Raw genomic sequence first — 19,468 nt, 5'->3', positions numbered from 1 at the left:
ACCGCATTCCTTTTTTGATGACAAAACACCGATGGAGGTATATCTTGACAACATGGCGGCATAATCAACCAAACCGAATACACCTTAAATCAGCCGTCAAACTGTCCAACAAACCAGGACCACCTCTGTGGTCGGAAGACAAATTAAATATTTTAAAAGAATATACAGAGCCATATTCAAAAATCATGAGTAATCAGCCAAGGCTATCATTCTGTTATATTGATGCATTTTCTGACAAGGGAAAACATATTTCGAGGGAAACAAACAAAATAATCCCCGGAAGTCCGCTTCAAGCACTAAGCACTTCTCCCCTCTTTCCCAAATATTATTTTATAGATATTGACCCGAAAAAGATCAAAACTCTAAAGAAAATTATAGCCTCTGAGTTACAATTTCCAAAAGACAAAAAGCCTGAAATTATTTTTAAGGAAGGTGATTGTAACGAAATTCTCCTAAACGATATTTTCCCCGATTTGACCTATGGTTCTTATAATCGAGCTTTATGCTTTTTAGATCCTTATGGAATGCACCTTAGCTGGCAGGTGTTGGAGATGGCAGGAAAATTGGAAACCATTGACATATTTTTAAATTTCTCCATTTATGACATGAATTTAAACGCACTTCATCATAATGTGGGAACCGTTAAATCTCGGGAAATTAAGAGAATAAATCGTATGTGGGGTGACGATTCCTGGAAGGATGTTGGATATATATCCCAACCTACGTTGTTTGGAGATGAAGATAAGATTAAGCGAGCAAATAAGGAAATCGTTATTGCTTTTCAAAAGCGATTACGGCACATAGCAGGATTTAAGTACGTCCCTGAACCAATCGCTATGAAAAATTCAAAGAACACGGTCGTATATTATTTGTTTTTTGCTTCCGCGAAAAAGGTTGCGGCAAAAATTGCAACCGATATATTTATGAAGTACCGCAGATAGGCAGTAAATTATGGCCATAAAAACAACCATAGAGTGGACGGAATCGACGTGGAATCCGGTGACGGGTTGTACCAAAATCAGCGCCGGGTGTCGGTATTGTTATGCCGAGCGAATGGCTAAGCGCCTTCGGGCTATGGGCTCCCCTAATTATAAAGACGGATTCAAAGTTTCTTTGCATCCGCGAGTATTGAATCTGCCTCTCGGGTGGAAAAAGCCACAGATGATATTCGTCAATTCTATGAGTGATTTGTTTCATAAAGACGTCCCGCTTGATTATATTCTCAAAGTATTTGCCGTAATGAAAAAATGCCCGCAACATCAATTTCAAATCCTGACGAAACGGTCCGGGAGAATGCTGCAACTTGATAAAAATCTGCCATGGCGGGAAAATACATGGATGGGGGTAACGGTCGAAAATCAAAAATGTATTCCTCGCATTGACCAATTGCGACAAATCGGAGCCAAAACCAAATTCCTGTCTTTAGAGCCATTACTTGGGCCATTGCCAAATCTTATTCTGAAAGGTATCGACTGGGTAATCGTCGGCGGTGAATCCGGACCGGGAGCGCGTCCGATGAAACCAGAATGGGTACTTGATATTCGCGATCAATGTCTTGAGGCACAAGTCCCGTTTTTCTTCAAACAATGGGGTGGGGTTAATAAAAAGAAAGCCGGACGGCTTCTTGATAATCGAACCTGGGATCAGATGCCCGATAGTCTTGTAAAGCTATCCGCTTAAATTTACTATTCACCAAATTTTTTCATCTTATAATTTCCAATTGCGTATTATATTCTTTGTATGTACGAGACGGATAAAAATAATCAGGCGGAGAGGGCTGTATTGGTCGGGGTCGCGGCGGGGCGAACGCCCAAACGGGAAATCGAGTATTCAATCGATGAACTGTCACGTCTCATATCAACTGCTGGCGGAATTGAGGTCGCCCGGTATATCCAAAAACGGGGTAAGCCGGACGGAACTTATTATATCGGCAAAGGCATCGTGCAGGAAATAATCGATTTTATCGATGAGAGCGACGCGGACCTGGTTGTTTTTGACGAGCCGCTTTCCCCTAATCAATTGCGCAATCTTTCAAAAAAGCTCGACATCAAAGTCATCGACCGGCCGATGCTGATATTGGATATTTTCGCTCTGCATGCCCGCACCTCAGAATCGCGCCTTCAGGTTGAACTGGCTCAAATGGAATATCTCCTGCCTCGTCTGGCCGGACTATGGGTTCACTTTTCCCGCCAGCGCGGTGGGATCGGGGCAAAAGGCCCCGGAGAAACTCAGCTTGAAGTTGATCGCCGCCGGGTCGGCAAAAAAATATCAGTCCTCAAACAAAAATTAAAAAAGATCGACCAACAGCGGGCAACGCAGAGGAAAGGCCGGGATAAATTCTTCAAGATCGCTTTAGTGGGCTATACCAATGCCGGGAAATCGACATTGTTTACCTGCCTGACCCGCGCTGATGTTTTGCGGGAAGATAAATTGTTTTCGACTCTGGATTCAACCACCCGTGTCATATCGGTGGAATATCCGCAGGATATTGTCATCACCGATACGGTCGGGTTTATTGAAAAACTCCCGCATCAACTGGTCGCTTCTTTCAAATCGACCCTCGAAGAGGTAAATCTTGCCGATTTAATTCTTCTTGTGGTTGACTCCTCCGACGCATACAAAGACAGAAAAATCAGCGTTGTTCGGAAAGTACTGAAAGAAATCGGCGTCAATAATGTGCCGATTATTGAAATTTATAATAAGATCGACCTTCTCGAAGAAAGCGAAATTCCTCCCTGGGGAAACGGATATATACCGATTTCTGCGCTGAAAAAGTCGGGATTAAACAGACTGAGAACTGAAATCATGGTTCGATTTGGGTGATATTTTGCTCTGAATATTTAATATTCCAGCGGTTTCTGCCGATATTTAACCGGTAAGGATAAATATTATAATGGGCAAAAGAATACTCATAGTCGATGATAATCCCAATATGTCCTCGCTTTTAAGCGAGATGCTTGAAATATTCGATTATGATTCCATCCGTGCCGCCGACGGAGTGGAAGCCATCGAAAAAGTTGAAAACGAGGATTTCAGCCTCGTTATTACCGACATGAGAATGCCTAAAATGTCTGGGCTCGACCTCCTGCAAAAAATCAAAAGAGAAAGACCAAACCTCCCGGTTGTTGTTATCTCCGGTTATGCCATTGACGATGAAGGTAGTAATCTTTTAACCAGTCTCGCCGACGGATTTCTGAATAAACCTTTCAAAATGTCGGATATAGAACAGCTCCTCGCGCAAGTCCTGAAATAATCCACGATACTACTCACTAATTTAATTTCCCTCAACGAGTGATTATTATATATTTCGCTCATGCAGAAAGCGCTCAAAGATTCTATCCTGTTTTCCGGAATTGACGCCGAAGAGCTAAAACTGGTCGAGGAAACCGGAGTAAAAATAAAAGCTGCCAAAGGGACATTTTTATTTTTTCAGGGAGATCCCGGGAAGAAATTTTATCTGGTTCTTTCCGGAAAAATCAAAGTCCACAAAAATTCACCCGACGGCAAAGAACAGATTCTGTTGATGGCTTCTCCCGGCGACACATTTGGGGAAGCGGCCCTGTTTGCCCGAAAGAATTATCCGGCCAACGCCGAAGCTATTGAAGATTCAACCCTGATGTCATTTTCCCGGGATAAATTTCTGAAGCTTATAAACGAACATCCTGCTCTGGCGATAAACATGATTGCCCGGCTGTCGTCTCTTTTGCACCATCTCTCCCGGCTGGTTCAGCAATTGTCGCTGGAAGATATCTCAACCCGCCTGGCCGGTTATCTGCTCGAATTTATGCCTGATTATAAACCCGGAGAAAAACCCAAAATTACGCTGGCCGAAAAGAAAATGACATTGGCATCGATTTTGGGGACAATTCCGGAAACATTGTCGCGGGCTTTTGCCAAGCTCACCAAAATTAAAGTTATCGAAGTAAGCGGGCAGGAAATAACCGTCAATGATCCGGCCCAACTGGAAGAAATAGCGGCCGGAAAAAAATTTTAATACGCTTGACCTAAATCAAACCCTAATGCCCACTATTTCCCGATAATACCCCCGTAAAGAGAATTAAAAATAATTGGAGTTGTTATGACAAGCGGTAAACGCGAGATAGTGCAAATTGATGAATCACTTTGTGACGGTTGCGGTGAGTGTATTTTGAGCTGCGCCGAAGGGGCAATTCAGATTATAGACGGCACGGCTAAGCTGGTTTCGGATAATTTATGTGACGGATTCGGAGCCTGTCTCGGTTCATGTCCCCAGGATGCCATTACCATAATTACAAGAGAGGCTGAAGAGTTTGATGAAGAAGTAGTCAAAGTACACTTGGAAAAACAGGAAATATCCAGAAAACCGGTAGAACAATCGGAAGTGATCCCTCAACCACAGGTGGTTGCCGCCTGTCCCGGATCGGCCATCCAATCGTTTTCCCAGCCGGCTCAACAAATCAATAAACCGGCAATGTCGGGTTGCCCCGGTTCGGCTATGCGGTCATTTGTGCCCGAAGAAAATCGCCGGGATCAAGCTTCAGACTCAGCCCCGGCGCCTCAATCCAGACTAACTCAATGGCCCATCCAGTTGATGCTGGTCCCGCCGACAGCGCCATTCTTAAACGGTCGGGAACTGCTCCTGGCAGCCGATTGTTGCCCGTTTGCTTTTGCTGATTTTCACAATTCATATCTCAAAGACAAATCTCTACTGATAGCCTGCCCTAAGCTCGATAATCTTCAATTTTACCGGGAGAAGATGGAAGAAATATTCCGTCATTCCGGGTGCACGGCGGTGTCGGTGATGATTATGGAAGTCCCCTGCTGCGGTGGATTGAGCATGATAACTTGTGAAGCCCTAAAGGCTTCCAGACGTGATATTCCGCTAAAGGAAATTGTCGTCGGTATTCGCGGCGATATTTTGAGCGAAAAGCTGGTTGCTTAAGACATCCAACAATTAGTTTGACTTAAAATAACTAATAATCTTCCCCGTTGACCTCTGAGACAGAATATTGGCTCGGAGGTCATCTTATTATAAACCAATATCTTACTTGATCAGATCCAACATAAAAAGTCAAGTAATTACCTTTGTCGTCGATATTTATAGTATGTGTTAATACAAAATTTGAATGACCGAAAATTCACGATCGGAGTTGCTTAACAAAATCAGATATTCTGAGCCAAGTCAATATGCCAAAGCAAACTTCTAAAATAATCAGCATAACCGTAACGATTACCCTTAGTATCGCAATTTTGGTCTCATTAATGGTTGCCTTGATGTCGGGCGCGGAAGAATTTGTGACCAAAATTATGGGAACCGACACCATTCATCCGGCAATAATAATATTCGCTGCCGGCCTGGTTCTTACATCAATAATCATACTTATTATCGTGTTTTACTCAGCCCGCAGCCAAACGGCTTCGCAGGACGGCCCGACTGTAACAAACATAGCGACAGCGATAAAGGAGCAAATGGATGACTCGTCGTCAAATCCGATACCTCCGGAAATGCAATTCGCCCTTAACGCGGCCTTTGAAAAATTAAAGAAAAACCGAGATGAGCTGGAGGAGTTGGTTGCCAAACGGACCAAGGAATTGCGGGAATCAATGGAAACCTCGGAGGATATCGTTGCATCGATTCCAAGCGCATTAATGATATATGAATATTTATCACCTCAGCGAATAATCCTGAAGACGGTTAATTCGGAGGCAATAAAATTATCCGATTCCAAAGATATAATCGGCGAGGATTTCAATATCGCGATGCCTTTTGATCTGGGCGATCAAATGCGTGATAACTGCATTGAAGTTATGAATACGGGCGCCGCTTTTTTTACCCAGAAGATTAATTACGGTGAAAGCGATATTTCCCAGGCATTTAAAATCCGGGCGTTCAAAATTTCAGATGAGAGACTGGGTATTTCCTTTGACGATATTACGGATCTAATATCCTCCGAGGAAAAATTAAATAAGGAATTTGAGCGGACCCTGTTATATCTGGATAAAATTGGAACGGTGGTCATAGCGTTGGAGCCTTCCGGCAAGGTTTCCATGATTAATGATTATGGGTGCCGAATCCTGGGCTATGAGCGAGACGAAATTATTGGGAAAAAATGGGATATTTTTCTGGCGCCAAATGACGGTCAAAGCAAAAACAAATTCTCGAAAATTATTTCAGGCAAATCGCATTCGAAGGCAAACTGCGAAATGTTGGTTGTCACTCAATCCGGGCAGGAAAAGGTTCTTGACTGGAATCATACGCTATTGACTGACGCCCTGGGGCATATTACCGGAATCGTATGCTCCGGCAATGATATAACTGAGAGGGTCAGGAACGAAACCGAATTGAGAAAATCCGAAAGTCAATATCGCCGACTGGTCATGAACGCCACGGAAGGTATTTGTATCGTTCAAAAAGGCGTGGTTGTGTTCGCTAATCCGGAAATGGAAGTTCTAACGGGATATTCAAGTGACGAATTAAAAAATATGCCGATTTACGATATCGTTCATCCCGACGATCTTGAATGGATAAAGGAAAACAATAAAAAACACCATGCCGGAGAAGATGTTTCTGCCGTTTATACCATGAGGTTTGTTGATAAAGAAAATAAGGCGCACTGGGTGGAAGTTCGTGGCGGATTAATCACCTGGAAAGGCCAGACGGCCGGCCTGAATTTCATAATTGACATCTCCGAGCGCAAAAAGGCCGAAAACGCTCTGCGGGAAAGCGAAGAGCATTATCGCGTTATCACCGAAAACCTCAAGGACATGGTTGTTAGAATATCGTTGGATGGAACATTGTTATATATCAGCCCGGCCATTAAATACTTCGGCGATTATAACCCCGAGGAAGAAATCGGCCAAAACATTGGAAAGTATTTTGAAAATAAAAATGAACTTAAAAGAGCTCTACGGCTTATTCGCTTGATCGTCAAGTATCCGAAAGCCGCTAATTTTGAGTTCCTGTACAAGCCAAAAACCGGCGATCCGTTTTATGTTGAAGTCACGACAACGCCGATCGTCGAAGGTGGTCAGGTTACTTCCGTACAATGTGTCCTTCGAGATATTACCGAGCGCAAACAGGCGGAAGAAATCCTCAAGGAAAGTGAGGAGAGGTTCCGGTCAATACTCGAGAGCGCTCCCAACATTGCCGTGCAGGGATACAATCGCGACCGCAAGATTATATTCTGGAATACGGCCAGCGAAATATTGTACGGTTATACGCGAGAAGAAGTCATGAGCAAGCAGCTTAAAGACCTGATGACCTATGATTCATATATGGCTGAGATTGATGATAATCAAATAGCGATTCAATACGGACCGGGTGAACATGGGATGCGCCATAAGGATGGCTCAATAATTCCAGTCTATAGCAGTCATGTTATGTTGCGCAACAGCCGCGGCGAAGACGAAATGTATTGCCTTGATGTCGATTTAACTGATTTGCGTTGGGCTCAAATTCAGCAACAGGTTTTGCAGGACAAGCTGGAGCGTGCCGAGCGCATGGAATCGTTGGGCGTCTTAGCCGGCGGCGTGGCTCATGATTTGAATAATATGCTGGGCCCGATGGTCGGCTATAGCGATCTGATTCTGGCGAAGCTGGAAGAAGACAGTCCATACAGAAAACAAATCGAGCGTATCGGAAAATCGGCTCAAGACGCCGCTGATGTCATTCAGGATTTGCTGACGCTAGCTCGCCGCGGACGATATGAAATCAAACCCATTAAACTTAATGATGTCGTTAACGAATATCTCGATTCACCGTCTTATCAGCATTTATCGACAACCCGGCCGGAAATAAATGTCGAGACAAACTTAGACTCAAATCAGCCGCGCATGCATGGTTCGCCTCCGCACCTTATCAAGGTAATTATGAATTTGGTGGTCAATGCCTATGACGCAATGAATAATAACAGGACTTTATATATCGGTACTGAAGTTTTGCATCTGGATTCTCTATTGGGGGGTTACGATAATATTGAGTCCAGAGATTATATCATTTTGAGAATTCGCGATACCGGTTCCGGTATTCCTCTTGAAGATCAATCTAAAATCTTCGAGCCGTATTATTCCAAGAAAAAAATGGGCACATCCGGCAGCGGACTGGGATTAGCGGTTGTTTACGGCATTGTCAAAGATCATAAAGGATATTATGACATCTTTTCTACCGTGGGCGAGGGAAGTGAATTTGTGCTTTATTTCCCGGTATGTAAATCAACCGATACCGAAAACCGAACCGAAGCGAAAGATTACTCCGGCACAGAAAGCGTTTTTGTTGTCGATGACAGTGAAGAGCAGCGACAGATCGCTTATGATTTACTAACCAACCTGGGATACGATGTTAGCATGGCCAAACACGGCCATGAAGCGGTTGAATTCTTGAAAGACAATTCCGTCGATATCGTCCTTATGGATATGATAATGGAAAAAGATTATGATGGCCTCGATACGTACCGAGATATCCTGAAAATCCACCCCGCCCAAAAGGCAATAATCATAAGCGGCTTTTCGGCCACCGATCGGGTTAATGAAATGCAAAGGCTGGGCGCCGGTGAATACGTACGTAAGCCATTTTCTATGGATAGCCTGGGAAGCGCTGTCAGAAACGAATTGGATCGTAACAAAGTCACAATATCGGCGTTATAATCCGGCTACAATCACAATTCACCAATTTCAAATTCAAATTTCGAAGGTTTTAGTCGAATCAGCCAGCCTTTGCCAAAAGGATCTTCGATTAATATTTTCGGTTGCTCCTGCAATTGATCATTTACTTCAATGACCATTCCCGACAACGGAGACAGAACTGTGTGGGAGCGTAAATCGGAGGAAAATATCTGCAGATACTTGCTGCCCTGGCGGAGCTCATCTCCGACTGAGGGTAAAAATATGTTTTGTATTTTGCCAATGGCGTGCAAAAAAGACCGATCAATACCCATCCGAATATAGCCGTCATCTTCAACCATTATCCAGACATGGTCGCCAACGTTCTTGAGAACGCCTGAAGTTTCTTTCTTTTCGGATTCTTTGGGGGCGCCGTTGTTTTCTACTTTGGCGCTGTTCAACACCAGTTCCGCGGCTCGTTGGACGACCGAAATCAATTCCGACTTTGTAAACGGCTTGGCGACATAATCAAAAGCCCCTAACTGGGTAGCCTGAAGAGCAGTATTTATGGTGGCATAACCGGTAATCATAATGATCGGTATATGAGGGTACTTATCTTTTACGATTCTCATCAATTCCAGACCGTCGATTTCCGGCATCATCAAATCGGTGAGAATAATATCGAGAGTTGATTTATCTAATAAATCCAGGCCTTCCTTGGCGGATAAGACTGTAATTAGATTATAATCTTCCATGCGCAAATGTTTCTTAACACTATCAAGAACGACCTGCTCATCATCGACGACTAAAATATCCAGTGAGCGAGACATATACTAATCCTCCTCGCCTTTTTTAATCTTCGGTAACCTCATTCTTTACCATTCTCAAAAATCGGGATCACCATTCTAAATACGGCGCCTCCCGATTCATTAGTATCGATTTCAATATTTCCTTTGTGCCTTTCGATAATACCCCAACTAACAGCCAACCCCAGCCCGTTAGTACCCTTGGTCGAGAAAAACGGCTCGAAGACCTTGGTTTTCAGGTTTTCCGGGATTCCCGGTCCGTTGTCGGCCACGGAGATTATACAGCGATGATGTTGAGAATCATAAGCGGTTGAGATTTCTATCTTACCCAATTCCTTGATAGCATCGGCCGCATTCATCATCAGGTTAAGTATCACCTGCTGCACCTGGTGGCGGTCGCAGTTTATATCGGGGATATCGTCGGCCAACATACATTTAAGGGTGATATTACGAAACTGCGGCAGTTTTTTGACCAGTTCAATGGTGTTGTTGACAATGTCATTAGCGCTCGCTTTTTCCAGCTTAGGCGTTTCCTGTCGAGCGAAATCAAGAAGATTCTTAACGATATCTCGACACCGCATCGCCTCCCGAATAATGACTTTAATATCACCATGATGAGGATTATCGATCGGCAATTCATCCAAAATATCTTCGGCGTAAGCCAGAACACCGGTCAGTGGATTATTAATTTCATGAGCAACACCCGCGGCGAGTTTGCCTACCGCCGCCAATTTTACGGCCTGCGCCAGCTGGTCACTTAATTCCCGCTCCTGGGTGATATCTCGGGCAATCGTACAGATTCCGATTGTTTGGCCCCGATAATCATTGAGAGGAAACCTGACGGTGCTGTAATGTCGTTCAAATCCGTCAATATTGAATATTTCCTCATAAGTCTCAGCCCGATTGGCGGCCATCACATCATGATCATGCTTCAAAATCATTTCCGCCAGTTCTCGATCTAATAACTCATCCGGACGGCGACCGATAAAATCTTCCGGTTTGAGATTGAAAGCCCGGGCGCAAACCGGATTGACGACGATATATCGTCCATCCCTATCTTTAATCGAGATCCAATCCTGAGCCGAATCGATAAATGCTCCAAAGCGAACCTCGGCGCTTTCAATTTCACGATGCAGCCGCACCCGTTCAGTGATTCGATGCCATGACCCAACGATGGCTTCTATTTCAAGATTCTGATCCAGAATCGGGCTGAGCGTAATCTCCCAAAAAACTTCTTCCGGCTCGGTCGAATTCCAGATTAAAACCCTGGGCCGTCCCGTTTCCAAAATCTCTTTCAATACTGATAGAGTTTCCTGAATGCTCCCGGACAATTCGGCAGAGGAAAAGAAGTCTTCCAGCTTTTTTCCGATGGCTTTTGATGGGGACGTATGGGCGAATTGAACCGCTTTTTCATTAATCTTTAATATTTTCGTTTGGGTATTCATGACGATAATAAGCTCCGGGATGGTATCGAAGGAACTTTGTAAAAAATGTCGCTCGCGCTCGATTTTTTTCTCCAGCTCAATTTTTTCTTTGAGCTGTTTATTTTGGTCTTCACGAGCCTTAACCAGATCCCAGAAAATATGCGCAAAAGTATGGTCCACGAGACAGATGCCCTTCGGAAGGATGTGATGTAATTCTTCCAGGACTTCATTTTCGCCGGTCAATTCAATGACGAGTTCAATATCAGGCAGAGCCAGCGCTTCCAGCATATTATCGAACGTTTTAATGCCTTTTTTTCGAGCCAACACCATCCCGGGGGCTTTGTCGTCGGGATCAATGACACATTGAATATCGAGCGTCAGTTCAGTCAAAAAGGCGCCTGATGCCAACTCAATGATCGCCTTGCTGCCCTTTCCTCCGCCAATAATTACGGTTTTCATAGTCCGCGTTTACCCCGCTATTGCTTATACATCGCCGGAAATTCCGAATCAAGCATATCATAATAATCATCCAGAAGCTCCTCCATCGCAGCGTAATGACCAATCGGGTTCAGCGTGAAATGAAGGAGAATGTTGTTGAATTTTTCGGGAATATAGGAATACAGCTTTTTTAGATTCATGATGCGATATTCATAAAAAGCCGATCCGTCATCAGCCACCAGGCTCTTTTTTACCTTCCCGGAAAACTCCCGACTCTTTAACACCAGCTTAAATGAATTGATTCCTTTACCGGCGACATAACATAATATATTACCCATACTCCAGACATCAAAATCGGAAACATGCTGTTGCAAATCAAAATCAATCCAGCGATAATGCCCGGTTCCGGTTTCAATAATTATATGATCGTTGCGTATGTCACCGTGACAAAAATCATTGTCATGCAGGAATTTTATGGCTTCCATTGATTCGGCCAGGTTATGGAGAATTCCGGGCAGATCTTCCTGGAAATATTGTCGATGGGGCTTGTTGATTGAATAGACATAATTAAAAATCGTCATGCCGGGTATATAATCAAGGATTCGAATGCAATTGCATTTTTCATCTTCAATTGTATACCCCTGCATAAATCGACTATCTCCCTTGACTCGTTCCAACACTTGGGCTTCCTTTTCCGGACTGCGATAGCATCGAATCTTGAAGACCCCGATATGAACGTTAAAATCCTCGTGAAAAACGGTTTTTATTATTTTCTTTTCACCGCTGTCCAGATCAATCGCGCCAAAGACCCAGTATTTGGGTTGATCGGCGATACCGAAACGGGTTTCATAACGGTTACCCTTGATGACAAAATCACGACCGTCAGCTCGCAATACGTTTCCCCGAATAATTCGCATCGAATCGGACGTATCGGTCACTAATTTGGGTGGCCGCTCCATTGGCCATCCGGTTAATTCTCTTATTCGCTCCTGTAGACGCTCTATATCTGTCATATAGCTTCAAAATAAATACGATGATGTAACGGGTTGCGAGCCTGACTTAGTATAATCTATTTATAACTTAGTGAAAAGCTAAATTGCGTTTTGCTCAGGTTTTGGCCTGGACGATTTTGTTGAAATTTTTCGGATCGGTATCGCCCTCGGTATTAAAGATCAATACGCGTAAATTATTATCAAGGCCGAGCATTTGTTTGAGTTCTCTAAGACACGGTGATTTCAAGATAGCCAATAATCCGCCCAGGCCCGAAGCGCCCGATTCACCCGATATTATCCGGGTATCGCCCTCTAATGGATAATAGTATCTCCGCATCGCTTCCCGGGCATATTCGTCGGAAATAGCGATGAAGATATCAATTGTCTGTTTCAGAATTGGCCAGGCCGTAATCGACGGCGTTCCGCAATTCAATCCGGCCATGATTGTATTAAATGATCCTTCAAAAACAGTTAAACCTCCGTTCGGTGATTTTGCCGATCCCATAAGACAGGCCGCTTCGGTAGGCTCGACGATAATTAATTTGGGCTTTTTTTGCGGGCAGCGATTACAAAAATACCATGCGGCGGAAGCGGCAAAACTGCCTACTCCTCCCTGCAAAATAACCAAATCAATCCCGGGATCATGACTGTCGTGAAGTTCCAATTGAGACTCAATTTCTTTAAACAATGTCTGATATCCGGCCAATATATTGGAAGGTATCGAGGTATAATTTTCATAGGCCGTATCTGAAATTACAATCCAGCCGTTTTCTTCGGCGGTGAGGGCCGAGGCTTTCACGGCGGCGTCATACTCCCCGTCAACGATTATAACCCGGGCGTTTTCGGACTCGATATTTTTTATTCTGGCGGGAACGGTAGATTTCGGCATGAAGATGACCGCGTTCTGGGACATAATTTTTGCCGTCCAAGCCACGGCCCGGCCATGATTACCATCGGTAGCAGTGCAGAATGTATATTTTCCGGGAGGGATTTTATTAATATCGAATAAATCATTTTCACCCAAAATTTCTTCGCGTATCAAAAACCTATAGATGGCGTAAGACGCGCCAAGAGATTTGAAAGCTTTCAATCCAAATCGATGCGCTTCGTCTTTGACATACAATTTTCGAATCCCAAGATAACGGCTCAAACCCGGCAATGATATCAAGGGTGTCGGATTATAGTCAGGCAGGCATTTGTGAAATTCAATGCTCTTACTGTTTATCATAGGCTGAACAACATTGTTGTCAAAATCCGGGGAATCTGAAAAAAATTTATTTTGATGCCATAAACACATTTTCAACTCCAATCATATCTCGACCGTTACCAAATAAATATCAGTAAGCCATATTTTGCAATATATAGGTGAATAATTTGTTGGGAACAATTCCCTCCGATAAAATGTTAGTAAGAAGGCGAATCTCTAAAAAGAAATTTTTAACTTAAGGAATAATGTTATGCGTAAGATTATTATCTGTTTTTCAATTCTGTGTCTGGCCGTCGGAACTATTGCAAACGCTCAAACATGGAGTTTCGATAACGCCCATTCCACAATAGGATTTTCAGTCAAGCACCTTGTAATCAGCAAAACCACGGGGCAATTTCATGATTATTCCGGGAAAGTTGAATTTGACGGAAGCAATATCGAAAACGGTTCAGTCGAAGTAACGACCCGGATAGCTTCTATTGATACCGAAAACGAAGATCGCGACAAACATCTCAAGTCACCCGATTTTTTCGACGTCGATAAATTCCCGGTCATGAGCTTCAAATCCAAAAAGATTTCTCCCGTCAACGACGGCCGTTTTACCATGACCGGTGATTTGACTATTAAAAACGTGACCAAAGAAGTGACGTTTGACTGTGAATTCAATGGCACAATCGATGATCCCTGGGGAAACAAGCGCGCCGGATTCACCGCCGAAACAACTATCAATCGACAGGATTTCAATGTCAAGTTTGACAATAAATTGCAGGACGGCTCACTCGTGGTCGGCAATGACGTCAAAATCTCGATGGAAATTGAGTTGATTAAAGATAAGTAAAATTATTACTGAGGGGAGAATCTCGAAATTCTCCCCGATTTTTTTGGCTTAATCATTAATACAAAAAATGATTCAGCGACAATCCCAACGAATAATTACTGCCATGATTGTCATCATTATAATTGCGCGAACGTTCATTATCGGAAACTTTATAGCCTATGGTTGCCTTCAATGTCGTGGGGATTGAAATTCTGTATTCCATCGTTCCGGTCAACCTAAGTGATTGCATTTCACTGCCCGAAACTTCCCGCTCATCGCGAATCAATTCACCATCATCGATATAAATATTTTTAGCTTCGTGGTTATAATGACGATAAGAATAATCTAATTGAGCGACCGCGCTGGTTCGGGAATCCAGAATATAAGTCGCTTCGGCAAGGGCGGAAATTGAGTAATCGGCATATCGCTTTAGTTTGTTTTCAGAATAAGTCTGTCGCCCCTCATCAATATAGGAATTGTACCATCGACGGACTTCCGTATTATCCAGATTGTACTTCAGATCAATCGCATTTGTAAACTGCCAGCGTAAATTCACCGGTTTGGCATATTTACAGGTAACTGATAAATAAGGCGTCCGGTCTTCGTGATTATACCGGTGGTGACGGTCAAAAAATTCTCTTGAGTTAGATATGGTATCAAAGATACTGCTGTCGGGGAAGTCGCGTGTATAAAACATCTCTTTATAACCATAATCAGAATTATCTCGGCTTTGATAGTAATAATTAATCCCCGCCAAAGCTTTTATCTGAAATCCAAAATCCCGGTTATGACGTGGAAAATAATCCCAGACATCCTGAATTAGCAAATAGCCATACTTATCCGAATAGTCAATGGCACTGATTGAATTGAGATAGTCGATGATTTCGGATAATGCCTCAATTTTATGAAGCCGAAAATCAATCGGACGAGTATTTCTATAACTATAGACAATGTCAGTCAGATGGATCATTTCATCATGTGATGGAGTTCGTTTTAGAAGGCCGTTTTTCTTCATCTCATCTACGATATATAAGGCCGTGGCGGCATATATGCCTGAATAAATCCGCCCCCACCCGCTGCCGGCGCTGATATCGACGCGATATTGCCGTGAGTTCATGCGGTGCTCGGACTCGTCGGACGATTCGCGATAGGTCACTATTGATATCGGCAGGCTATCGCGGCGAAATGATTGCTCATATCTGATTGTCCGGTATTCGGGATTTATATCGTACGATGTCGTCAAAGAAAAATTACCGAGCGTGAAAAAATCAGAAATGAGATATTTGCCCGATTCGATAGATGTTCGGGCTGATAATCGATAAGAAGTATTTCCCCCTTCATTGTGTTGATTGTTGGTATTACCGCGATTATCGGTATAATAGGTATTGGATGAGGAGTTGCCGTTATTTGCCCCCATTAAAATATCTCCGCGAACAATATAAAATCTTTGAGGTGTTTCATTTCGATAAAACAAATCGGTATTGAATGAAAGTGACTGCTTATCGCCCGACGAGTTGTTGTGCCGCAACCTGTAAGGACCATCAAAATAATTCCTATCACCCGAAGTATTGTGTCCACTGAGATTAAACCCGCCATTGAGTTTCCATTCGAAATCAACAAATTTTTCAGGAATATAACTATCGACTCCAAAATTTTTATTTTCGGCCAACCCTGTTTGAAATAAAAAGGCCAGGCATAAAATTAAAAGCAATTGGAATTTGTCCGCATTATGATACATAGAACGCCCCTATCTGTGCAAAATTAAATACTGAAGTGAAATATCTTTTGCCGAGTTCATGCTTTATACAACTCCCCTAGCGATGCGATTCAATTTTTATTTGTATCCATTAATAATATAAAACGCCTTGATTATGCGTGCAAGCCGGATGAGTATAAATTATCATTGCCTCAAAAATTATCCGAGGCGGAGGTTTATGCCCTCGATACCTCCGCCGCGAATTATGCATGCTAAACCAAGAACAATAACTTTCCTGCAATGTTTATGCCGAGGCGAATAATTTATATGCTAATCCACAGGGAAACAGCTGGTTAGAAACACCAGGATGAGTTGTGCGCAATATATGAATTTATTGTAAACGCACATTAATTGTGCGTGATTTTTATATTCTGCACACTTTTAATTACTATTTTGGAATCGAGATAAGTATAATATAGTGCATGATTTTGAAGGTTATTCACTCATCATAGTATTAATCATCTTTTTTCAGGAGGGAAACATGCCAAAGTTATTTTGTGTCCTGTTTTCTATTTTCATCCTATGCGTCGGTCAAGCGGCGGCGGTGACGGTTGAAACGGTGTTATGTTCCGGTGTCGAAGCGCTGATGCCGGTCGATACCGTTGAATCATTCGCTGCCGGAATCGAGCGAGTGTATCTCTGGAACCGGTTGCTCGGCGTCGAGGGTGAATCATTCGTTCGTCATGTCTGGCTGTATGAAGGCCGGGAGATGGCTGACGTCGAATTGCCGGTTCGCTCCGCATCATGGAGAACATACAGCTACAAAACTATCCTTCCCGAATGGACCGGAACGTGGGAAGTAAAAATCGTCGGAGCCGACGGCAATGTCGTCAAATCGATTCCGTTTACTATCGGCGATAAAGGCATAACAACCGAAGCCGAACCGGAAAAGACGCAAACCGATACGGTAAAGACTGACACGACGGTAACAACTCCACCGGATAGCACGAAAAACGAATAATAACGGCCGTAATTTTTATTTATTAAATTATTTTTTGCGCGTCCAGTTGTTTTTCAGGCATTCCTTTAATTCTTTGCCGGAAAAGGCCAGCTCGAAGATTTCAGTAAATTCATCGTCGCCGGTGATCATCAGGATATACCGCGCTTTTGTTCCCGGGGGGCCGTTTTCAACATACTCGGTCGTCATGACAATCGTTTTGCCGTCGAATGAAACGCTGTCGATGACAAATTGATTGGTAAATCCCTCGATATTGAACTGTCGCATGACATGTTTTTTTCGCCCGGCATCGAAACTGAAAAACATCCAGTCTTCGTGAACTTCGCCTTTGGGATTTTTATCCTGGGGTTTAAATACGGCTTTGTTCACGCAATGCAGATAATTATCTCCGAGGATAAACTTATATTCCCGCTCGCCGGTGCCGTTACCCGGCATACCGGAAACTTGGCCATGCCATTGACCGACAAAAAACCGCAGGGGTTCCCATTTGTCAGGCTTGTCTTTATCCTGCGCCATTACAAATGATGAACAGAGCAACAAAAGCAACAATACTCGACGCATAAATCATCCTCCTTGCCTAATAGAATTTAATAGAGTCAAGATACGAGTTCATGCCGGGAAGGCAATCATATATTCTATTTGCGGATCACATTTATATTTCGTAATCTATCATATTAAGAATCGAGGGATAGTCATATGGAGTCACAAACCGCTCTTATCACCGGCGCCTCGGCAGGAATCGGAAAGGTTTTTGCCGAGAAATTGGCCGCGCGGGGATATAATCTCATTCTAACTTCACGGCGCAAGCATCTTCTGGATTTGCATGCCGAAGCGTACACTCATTCGCATCGGGTTTCGGTTGAGACAATCGCCGCCGACCTCTCGATTGAATCAGGCATCGATACCGTTATCGAACAAATCCAGAGCTGTGATGATTTGACGCTTCTGGTCAACAATGCCGGGTTCGGAACGCCAGGGCGTTTTCATGAGTACGATATCAACCGTCAAAAGGAAATGCTCAACGTCCACCTCTGGGCGGCGGTCAAATTGACTCATGCCTGCCTGCCGGGGATGATCGAACGGCGGAAAGGCAATATTATCAATGTCTCCTCGGTGGCGTCGTTTACTCCTTCGCCGACAGGCGGGACGTACTGTGCCAGTAAAGCGTATTTGACGATGCTGTCGGAGTCGTTGACGATGGAATATCACGATTATGGAATTGTCGTCCAGTCTTTATGCCCCGGATTTACTCATACCGAGTTTCACGACGCTGCCGGATACACCGACGAGGATCTCGCGAAAATTCCCAAATGGGCGTGGCTGTCGGCCGAAAAAGTGGTCAATGAATCTTTGGCCGGTCTGAGAAAAAATAAATCGATTGTCATTCCGGGAAAAATATACAAACTAATGGTCTGGCTCTTCAGAGCGCCAATTTTCGGATGGTTGATGCGTAAGCACGTGCTCAGCCACAGACATGATTAATTAATCGTAATCTCCGCGATTATAACTGAACATATGGCCCCTTTTGAGCGGGCTTTTGACTTCACAGCCAAAATTGTATTCCGGTAAACAATCGACCAGCGTTCTGCGCTTATGTTCTTCCCCGCCAAAGTGTCCAGGGAATATCAAGTCAGGTTTAAAAAGACGGATTGGCTCGGTAATCTGACCGACGCACCCGTCATTGGCCATCATAAAGTCCAGTTTATCAACGAAAGTTGCCAGGAACGCGAAATCTGATTCAATATCTCCGTTATAATCTCCTCCATGATAAATAAAAAGATCGTCGGTTTTGACAAGGTACGCTACTTCCGGAATTTTATTTTGATTGGAGTTGATAGTATAAACTTCGATTTTACATTCCTTGAATATTTCGCGCGGCCCAACCATATTGTGATATTTGGAACCTTCAGCTTCATCCCAGCCGAAAAAGTAGGTGATATTATTTAGCGTATCCTGCCAACCCAGAATTGTGGAATCGTAGTGATCCTTATGGCTGTGTGATACGAATACATAGACATCAAGATTTTTGATTTCTTCAGGATTAATCCATCCATTTGATAATGAACGATGCTCCGGTTCATCCTGCCTGACCCAATGCCGCCGGACATAATCAAATATCAAAAGCTTGGTTTTAGTCTTAACGGCATACCCGCAGTGAAACAGGTACCAAATATAAGCCTGGTCCGCTCCAGATTCAGATTTTAGGATTGATGAAATATCGGCGTCGGATGAGATTTCTTCTTGAGTCTGTTGCGCTTGTATAGTTTTAGTTGAGTCGCATATCGCAATGGTTGAGAAAAATGCTAAAATAGCGATTAGAATTGATGTTGATTTATACATAGATCCTCCCATAACTCCCTGGGATAATTAACATATGCGTTTTGTCTTACATACGTGATACCGAAATGTTCCGAATCTTTTTGTGGCAATGAAATTGAGTCCACCAGAAGAGTTATCCACAATTTATTTCGCAAAAAATTCCCGTAATTCATT

At 43.4% G+C, this 19,468-nt stretch carries 17 protein-coding genes; 10 read left to right on the top strand and 7 right to left on the bottom strand.

Annotated elements, in window-relative coordinates; genetic code table 11:
* The 7 genes from tcmP to V3V99_08005 form a co-directional block, all read left to right on the top strand.
* The coding region (gene tcmP, locus V3V99_08035; GenBank protein MEE9442603.1) for a three-Cys-motif partner protein TcmP at positions 1–941 on the top strand (941 nt) is incomplete at its 5' end.
* A gap of 10 nt (positions 942–951) precedes the next feature.
* Positions 952–1,680, top strand: coding sequence for a phage Gp37/Gp68 family protein (locus tag V3V99_08030; protein MEE9442602.1), 729 nt, complete (start codon positions 952–954; stop codon positions 1,678–1,680).
* A 60-nt stretch (positions 1,681–1,740) separates the two neighbouring features.
* The gene (gene hflX, locus V3V99_08025; GenBank protein ID MEE9442601.1) at positions 1,741–2,823 is read left to right on the top strand and encodes a GTPase HflX; all 1,083 of its coding nucleotides are present in this window, start codon (positions 1,741–1,743) and stop codon (positions 2,821–2,823) included.
* 70 nt (positions 2,824–2,893) lie between these two features.
* The gene (locus tag V3V99_08020) at positions 2,894–3,253 is read left to right on the top strand and encodes a response regulator (GenBank protein MEE9442600.1); all 360 of its coding nucleotides are present in this window, start codon (positions 2,894–2,896) and stop codon (positions 3,251–3,253) included.
* A 60-nt stretch (positions 3,254–3,313) separates the two neighbouring features.
* Positions 3,314–3,994: a Crp/Fnr family transcriptional regulator gene (locus tag V3V99_08015; GenBank protein ID MEE9442599.1), complete on the top strand. Its 681-nt coding sequence runs from the start codon at positions 3,314–3,316 to the stop codon at positions 3,992–3,994.
* An 84-nt stretch (positions 3,995–4,078) separates the two neighbouring features.
* A complete protein-coding gene (locus V3V99_08010; GenBank protein MEE9442598.1) occupies positions 4,079–4,921 on the top strand; it encodes a 4Fe-4S binding protein in 843 nt (280 codons plus the stop codon).
* Positions 4,922–5,166: 245 nt separating this feature from the next.
* Positions 5,167–8,622 (top strand): PAS domain S-box protein, encoded by a 3,456-nt coding sequence (locus tag V3V99_08005; GenBank protein ID MEE9442597.1) that lies wholly within the window; start codon positions 5,167–5,169, stop codon positions 8,620–8,622.
* Positions 8,623–8,633: 11 nt separating this feature from the next.
* Here the strand turns inward: V3V99_08005 and V3V99_08000 are convergent, their stop codons facing one another.
* The 4 genes from V3V99_08000 to V3V99_07985 form a co-directional block, all read right to left on the bottom strand.
* Positions 8,634–9,407, bottom strand: coding sequence for a response regulator (locus tag V3V99_08000; protein MEE9442596.1), 774 nt, complete (start codon positions 9,405–9,407; stop codon positions 8,634–8,636).
* 38 nt (positions 9,408–9,445) lie between these two features.
* On the bottom strand, positions 9,446–11,266 hold the full coding sequence (locus V3V99_07995) for a PAS domain-containing protein (protein MEE9442595.1): 1,821 nt from the start codon (positions 11,264–11,266) through the stop codon (positions 9,446–9,448).
* Positions 11,267–11,283: 17 nt separating this feature from the next.
* On the bottom strand, positions 11,284–12,204 hold the full coding sequence (locus V3V99_07990) for a hypothetical protein (protein MEE9442594.1): 921 nt from the start codon (positions 12,202–12,204) through the stop codon (positions 11,284–11,286).
* 148 nt (positions 12,205–12,352) lie between these two features.
* A complete protein-coding gene (locus V3V99_07985; protein MEE9442593.1) occupies positions 12,353–13,534 on the bottom strand; it encodes a diaminopropionate ammonia-lyase in 1,182 nt (393 codons plus the stop codon).
* Between the two features lie 160 nt (positions 13,535–13,694).
* Here V3V99_07985 and V3V99_07980 point away from each other — a divergent pair, with 160 nt between their 5' ends.
* A complete protein-coding gene (locus V3V99_07980) occupies positions 13,695–14,282 on the top strand; it encodes a YceI family protein (protein MEE9442592.1) in 588 nt (195 codons plus the stop codon).
* A 55-nt stretch (positions 14,283–14,337) separates the two neighbouring features.
* Here the strand turns inward: V3V99_07980 and V3V99_07975 are convergent, their stop codons facing one another.
* The gene (locus V3V99_07975; protein MEE9442591.1) at positions 14,338–15,999 is read right to left on the bottom strand and encodes a hypothetical protein; all 1,662 of its coding nucleotides are present in this window, start codon (positions 15,997–15,999) and stop codon (positions 14,338–14,340) included.
* Positions 16,000–16,498: 499 nt separating this feature from the next.
* On the opposite strand from V3V99_07975, the gene V3V99_07970 reads away from it, so the two are divergent.
* On the top strand, positions 16,499–16,978 hold the full coding sequence (locus tag V3V99_07970; protein MEE9442590.1) for a DUF2914 domain-containing protein: 480 nt from the start codon (positions 16,499–16,501) through the stop codon (positions 16,976–16,978).
* Positions 16,979–17,005: 27 nt separating this feature from the next.
* Here V3V99_07970 and V3V99_07965 read toward each other — a convergent pair whose 3' ends face one another.
* The gene (locus tag V3V99_07965; GenBank protein ID MEE9442589.1) at positions 17,006–17,536 is read right to left on the bottom strand and encodes a hypothetical protein; all 531 of its coding nucleotides are present in this window, start codon (positions 17,534–17,536) and stop codon (positions 17,006–17,008) included.
* 135 nt (positions 17,537–17,671) lie between these two features.
* Between V3V99_07965 and V3V99_07960 the strand changes: the two genes are divergently transcribed.
* Positions 17,672–18,457, top strand: a complete 786-nt coding sequence (locus V3V99_07960; GenBank protein ID MEE9442588.1) for an SDR family oxidoreductase — start codon at positions 17,672–17,674, stop codon at positions 18,455–18,457.
* On the opposite strand, the gene V3V99_07955 is transcribed toward V3V99_07960, so the two are convergent.
* Complete coding sequence (locus V3V99_07955) at positions 18,458–19,315, bottom strand: hypothetical protein (GenBank protein ID MEE9442587.1); 858 nt, start codon at positions 19,313–19,315, stop codon at positions 18,458–18,460.
* Between the last annotated feature and the right edge of the window lie 153 nt (positions 19,316–19,468).

The organism is Candidatus Zixiibacteriota bacterium (genome assembly GCA_036480375.1).
Lineage (GTDB): Bacteria > Zixibacteria > MSB-5A5 > GN15 > JAAZOE01 > JAZGGI01.
This window is presented reverse-complemented; position numbering and strand designations above follow the sequence as displayed.

Bases quoted from the DNA above. Each gene is read 5' to 3' on its own strand.
- V3V99_07980 (MEE9442592.1), top strand. From the start codon at position 13,695: ATGCGTAAGATTATTATCTGTTTTTCAATTCTGTGTCTGGCCGTCGGA.
- V3V99_07990 (MEE9442594.1), bottom strand. From the start codon at position 12,204: ATGGAGCGGCCACCCAAATTAGTGACCGATACGTCCGATTCGATGCGA.
- V3V99_08020 (MEE9442600.1), top strand. From the start codon at position 2,894: ATGGGCAAAAGAATACTCATAGTCGATGATAATCCCAATATGTCCTCG.
- V3V99_07955 (MEE9442587.1), bottom strand. From the start codon at position 19,315: ATGTATAAATCAACATCAATTCTAATCGCTATTTTAGCATTTTTCTCA.
- V3V99_08015 (MEE9442599.1), top strand. From the start codon at position 3,314: ATGCAGAAAGCGCTCAAAGATTCTATCCTGTTTTCCGGAATTGACGCC.
- V3V99_08005 (MEE9442597.1), top strand. From the start codon at position 5,167: ATGCCAAAGCAAACTTCTAAAATAATCAGCATAACCGTAACGATTACC.
- V3V99_07995 (MEE9442595.1), bottom strand. From the start codon at position 11,266: ATGAAAACCGTAATTATTGGCGGAGGAAAGGGCAGCAAGGCGATCATT.
- hflX (MEE9442601.1), top strand. From the start codon at position 1,741: ATGTACGAGACGGATAAAAATAATCAGGCGGAGAGGGCTGTATTGGTC.
- V3V99_08010 (MEE9442598.1), top strand. From the start codon at position 4,079: ATGACAAGCGGTAAACGCGAGATAGTGCAAATTGATGAATCACTTTGT.
- V3V99_07960 (MEE9442588.1), top strand. From the start codon at position 17,672: ATGGAGTCACAAACCGCTCTTATCACCGGCGCCTCGGCAGGAATCGGA.
- V3V99_07970 (MEE9442590.1), top strand. From the start codon at position 16,499: ATGCCAAAGTTATTTTGTGTCCTGTTTTCTATTTTCATCCTATGCGTC.
- V3V99_07965 (MEE9442589.1), bottom strand. From the start codon at position 17,536: ATGCGTCGAGTATTGTTGCTTTTGTTGCTCTGTTCATCATTTGTAATG.
- V3V99_07975 (MEE9442591.1), bottom strand. From the start codon at position 15,999: ATGTATCATAATGCGGACAAATTCCAATTGCTTTTAATTTTATGCCTG.
- V3V99_08000 (MEE9442596.1), bottom strand. From the start codon at position 9,407: ATGTCTCGCTCACTGGATATTTTAGTCGTCGATGATGAGCAGGTCGTT.
- V3V99_08030 (MEE9442602.1), top strand. From the start codon at position 952: ATGGCCATAAAAACAACCATAGAGTGGACGGAATCGACGTGGAATCCG.
- V3V99_07985 (MEE9442593.1), bottom strand. From the start codon at position 13,534: ATGTGTTTATGGCATCAAAATAAATTTTTTTCAGATTCCCCGGATTTT.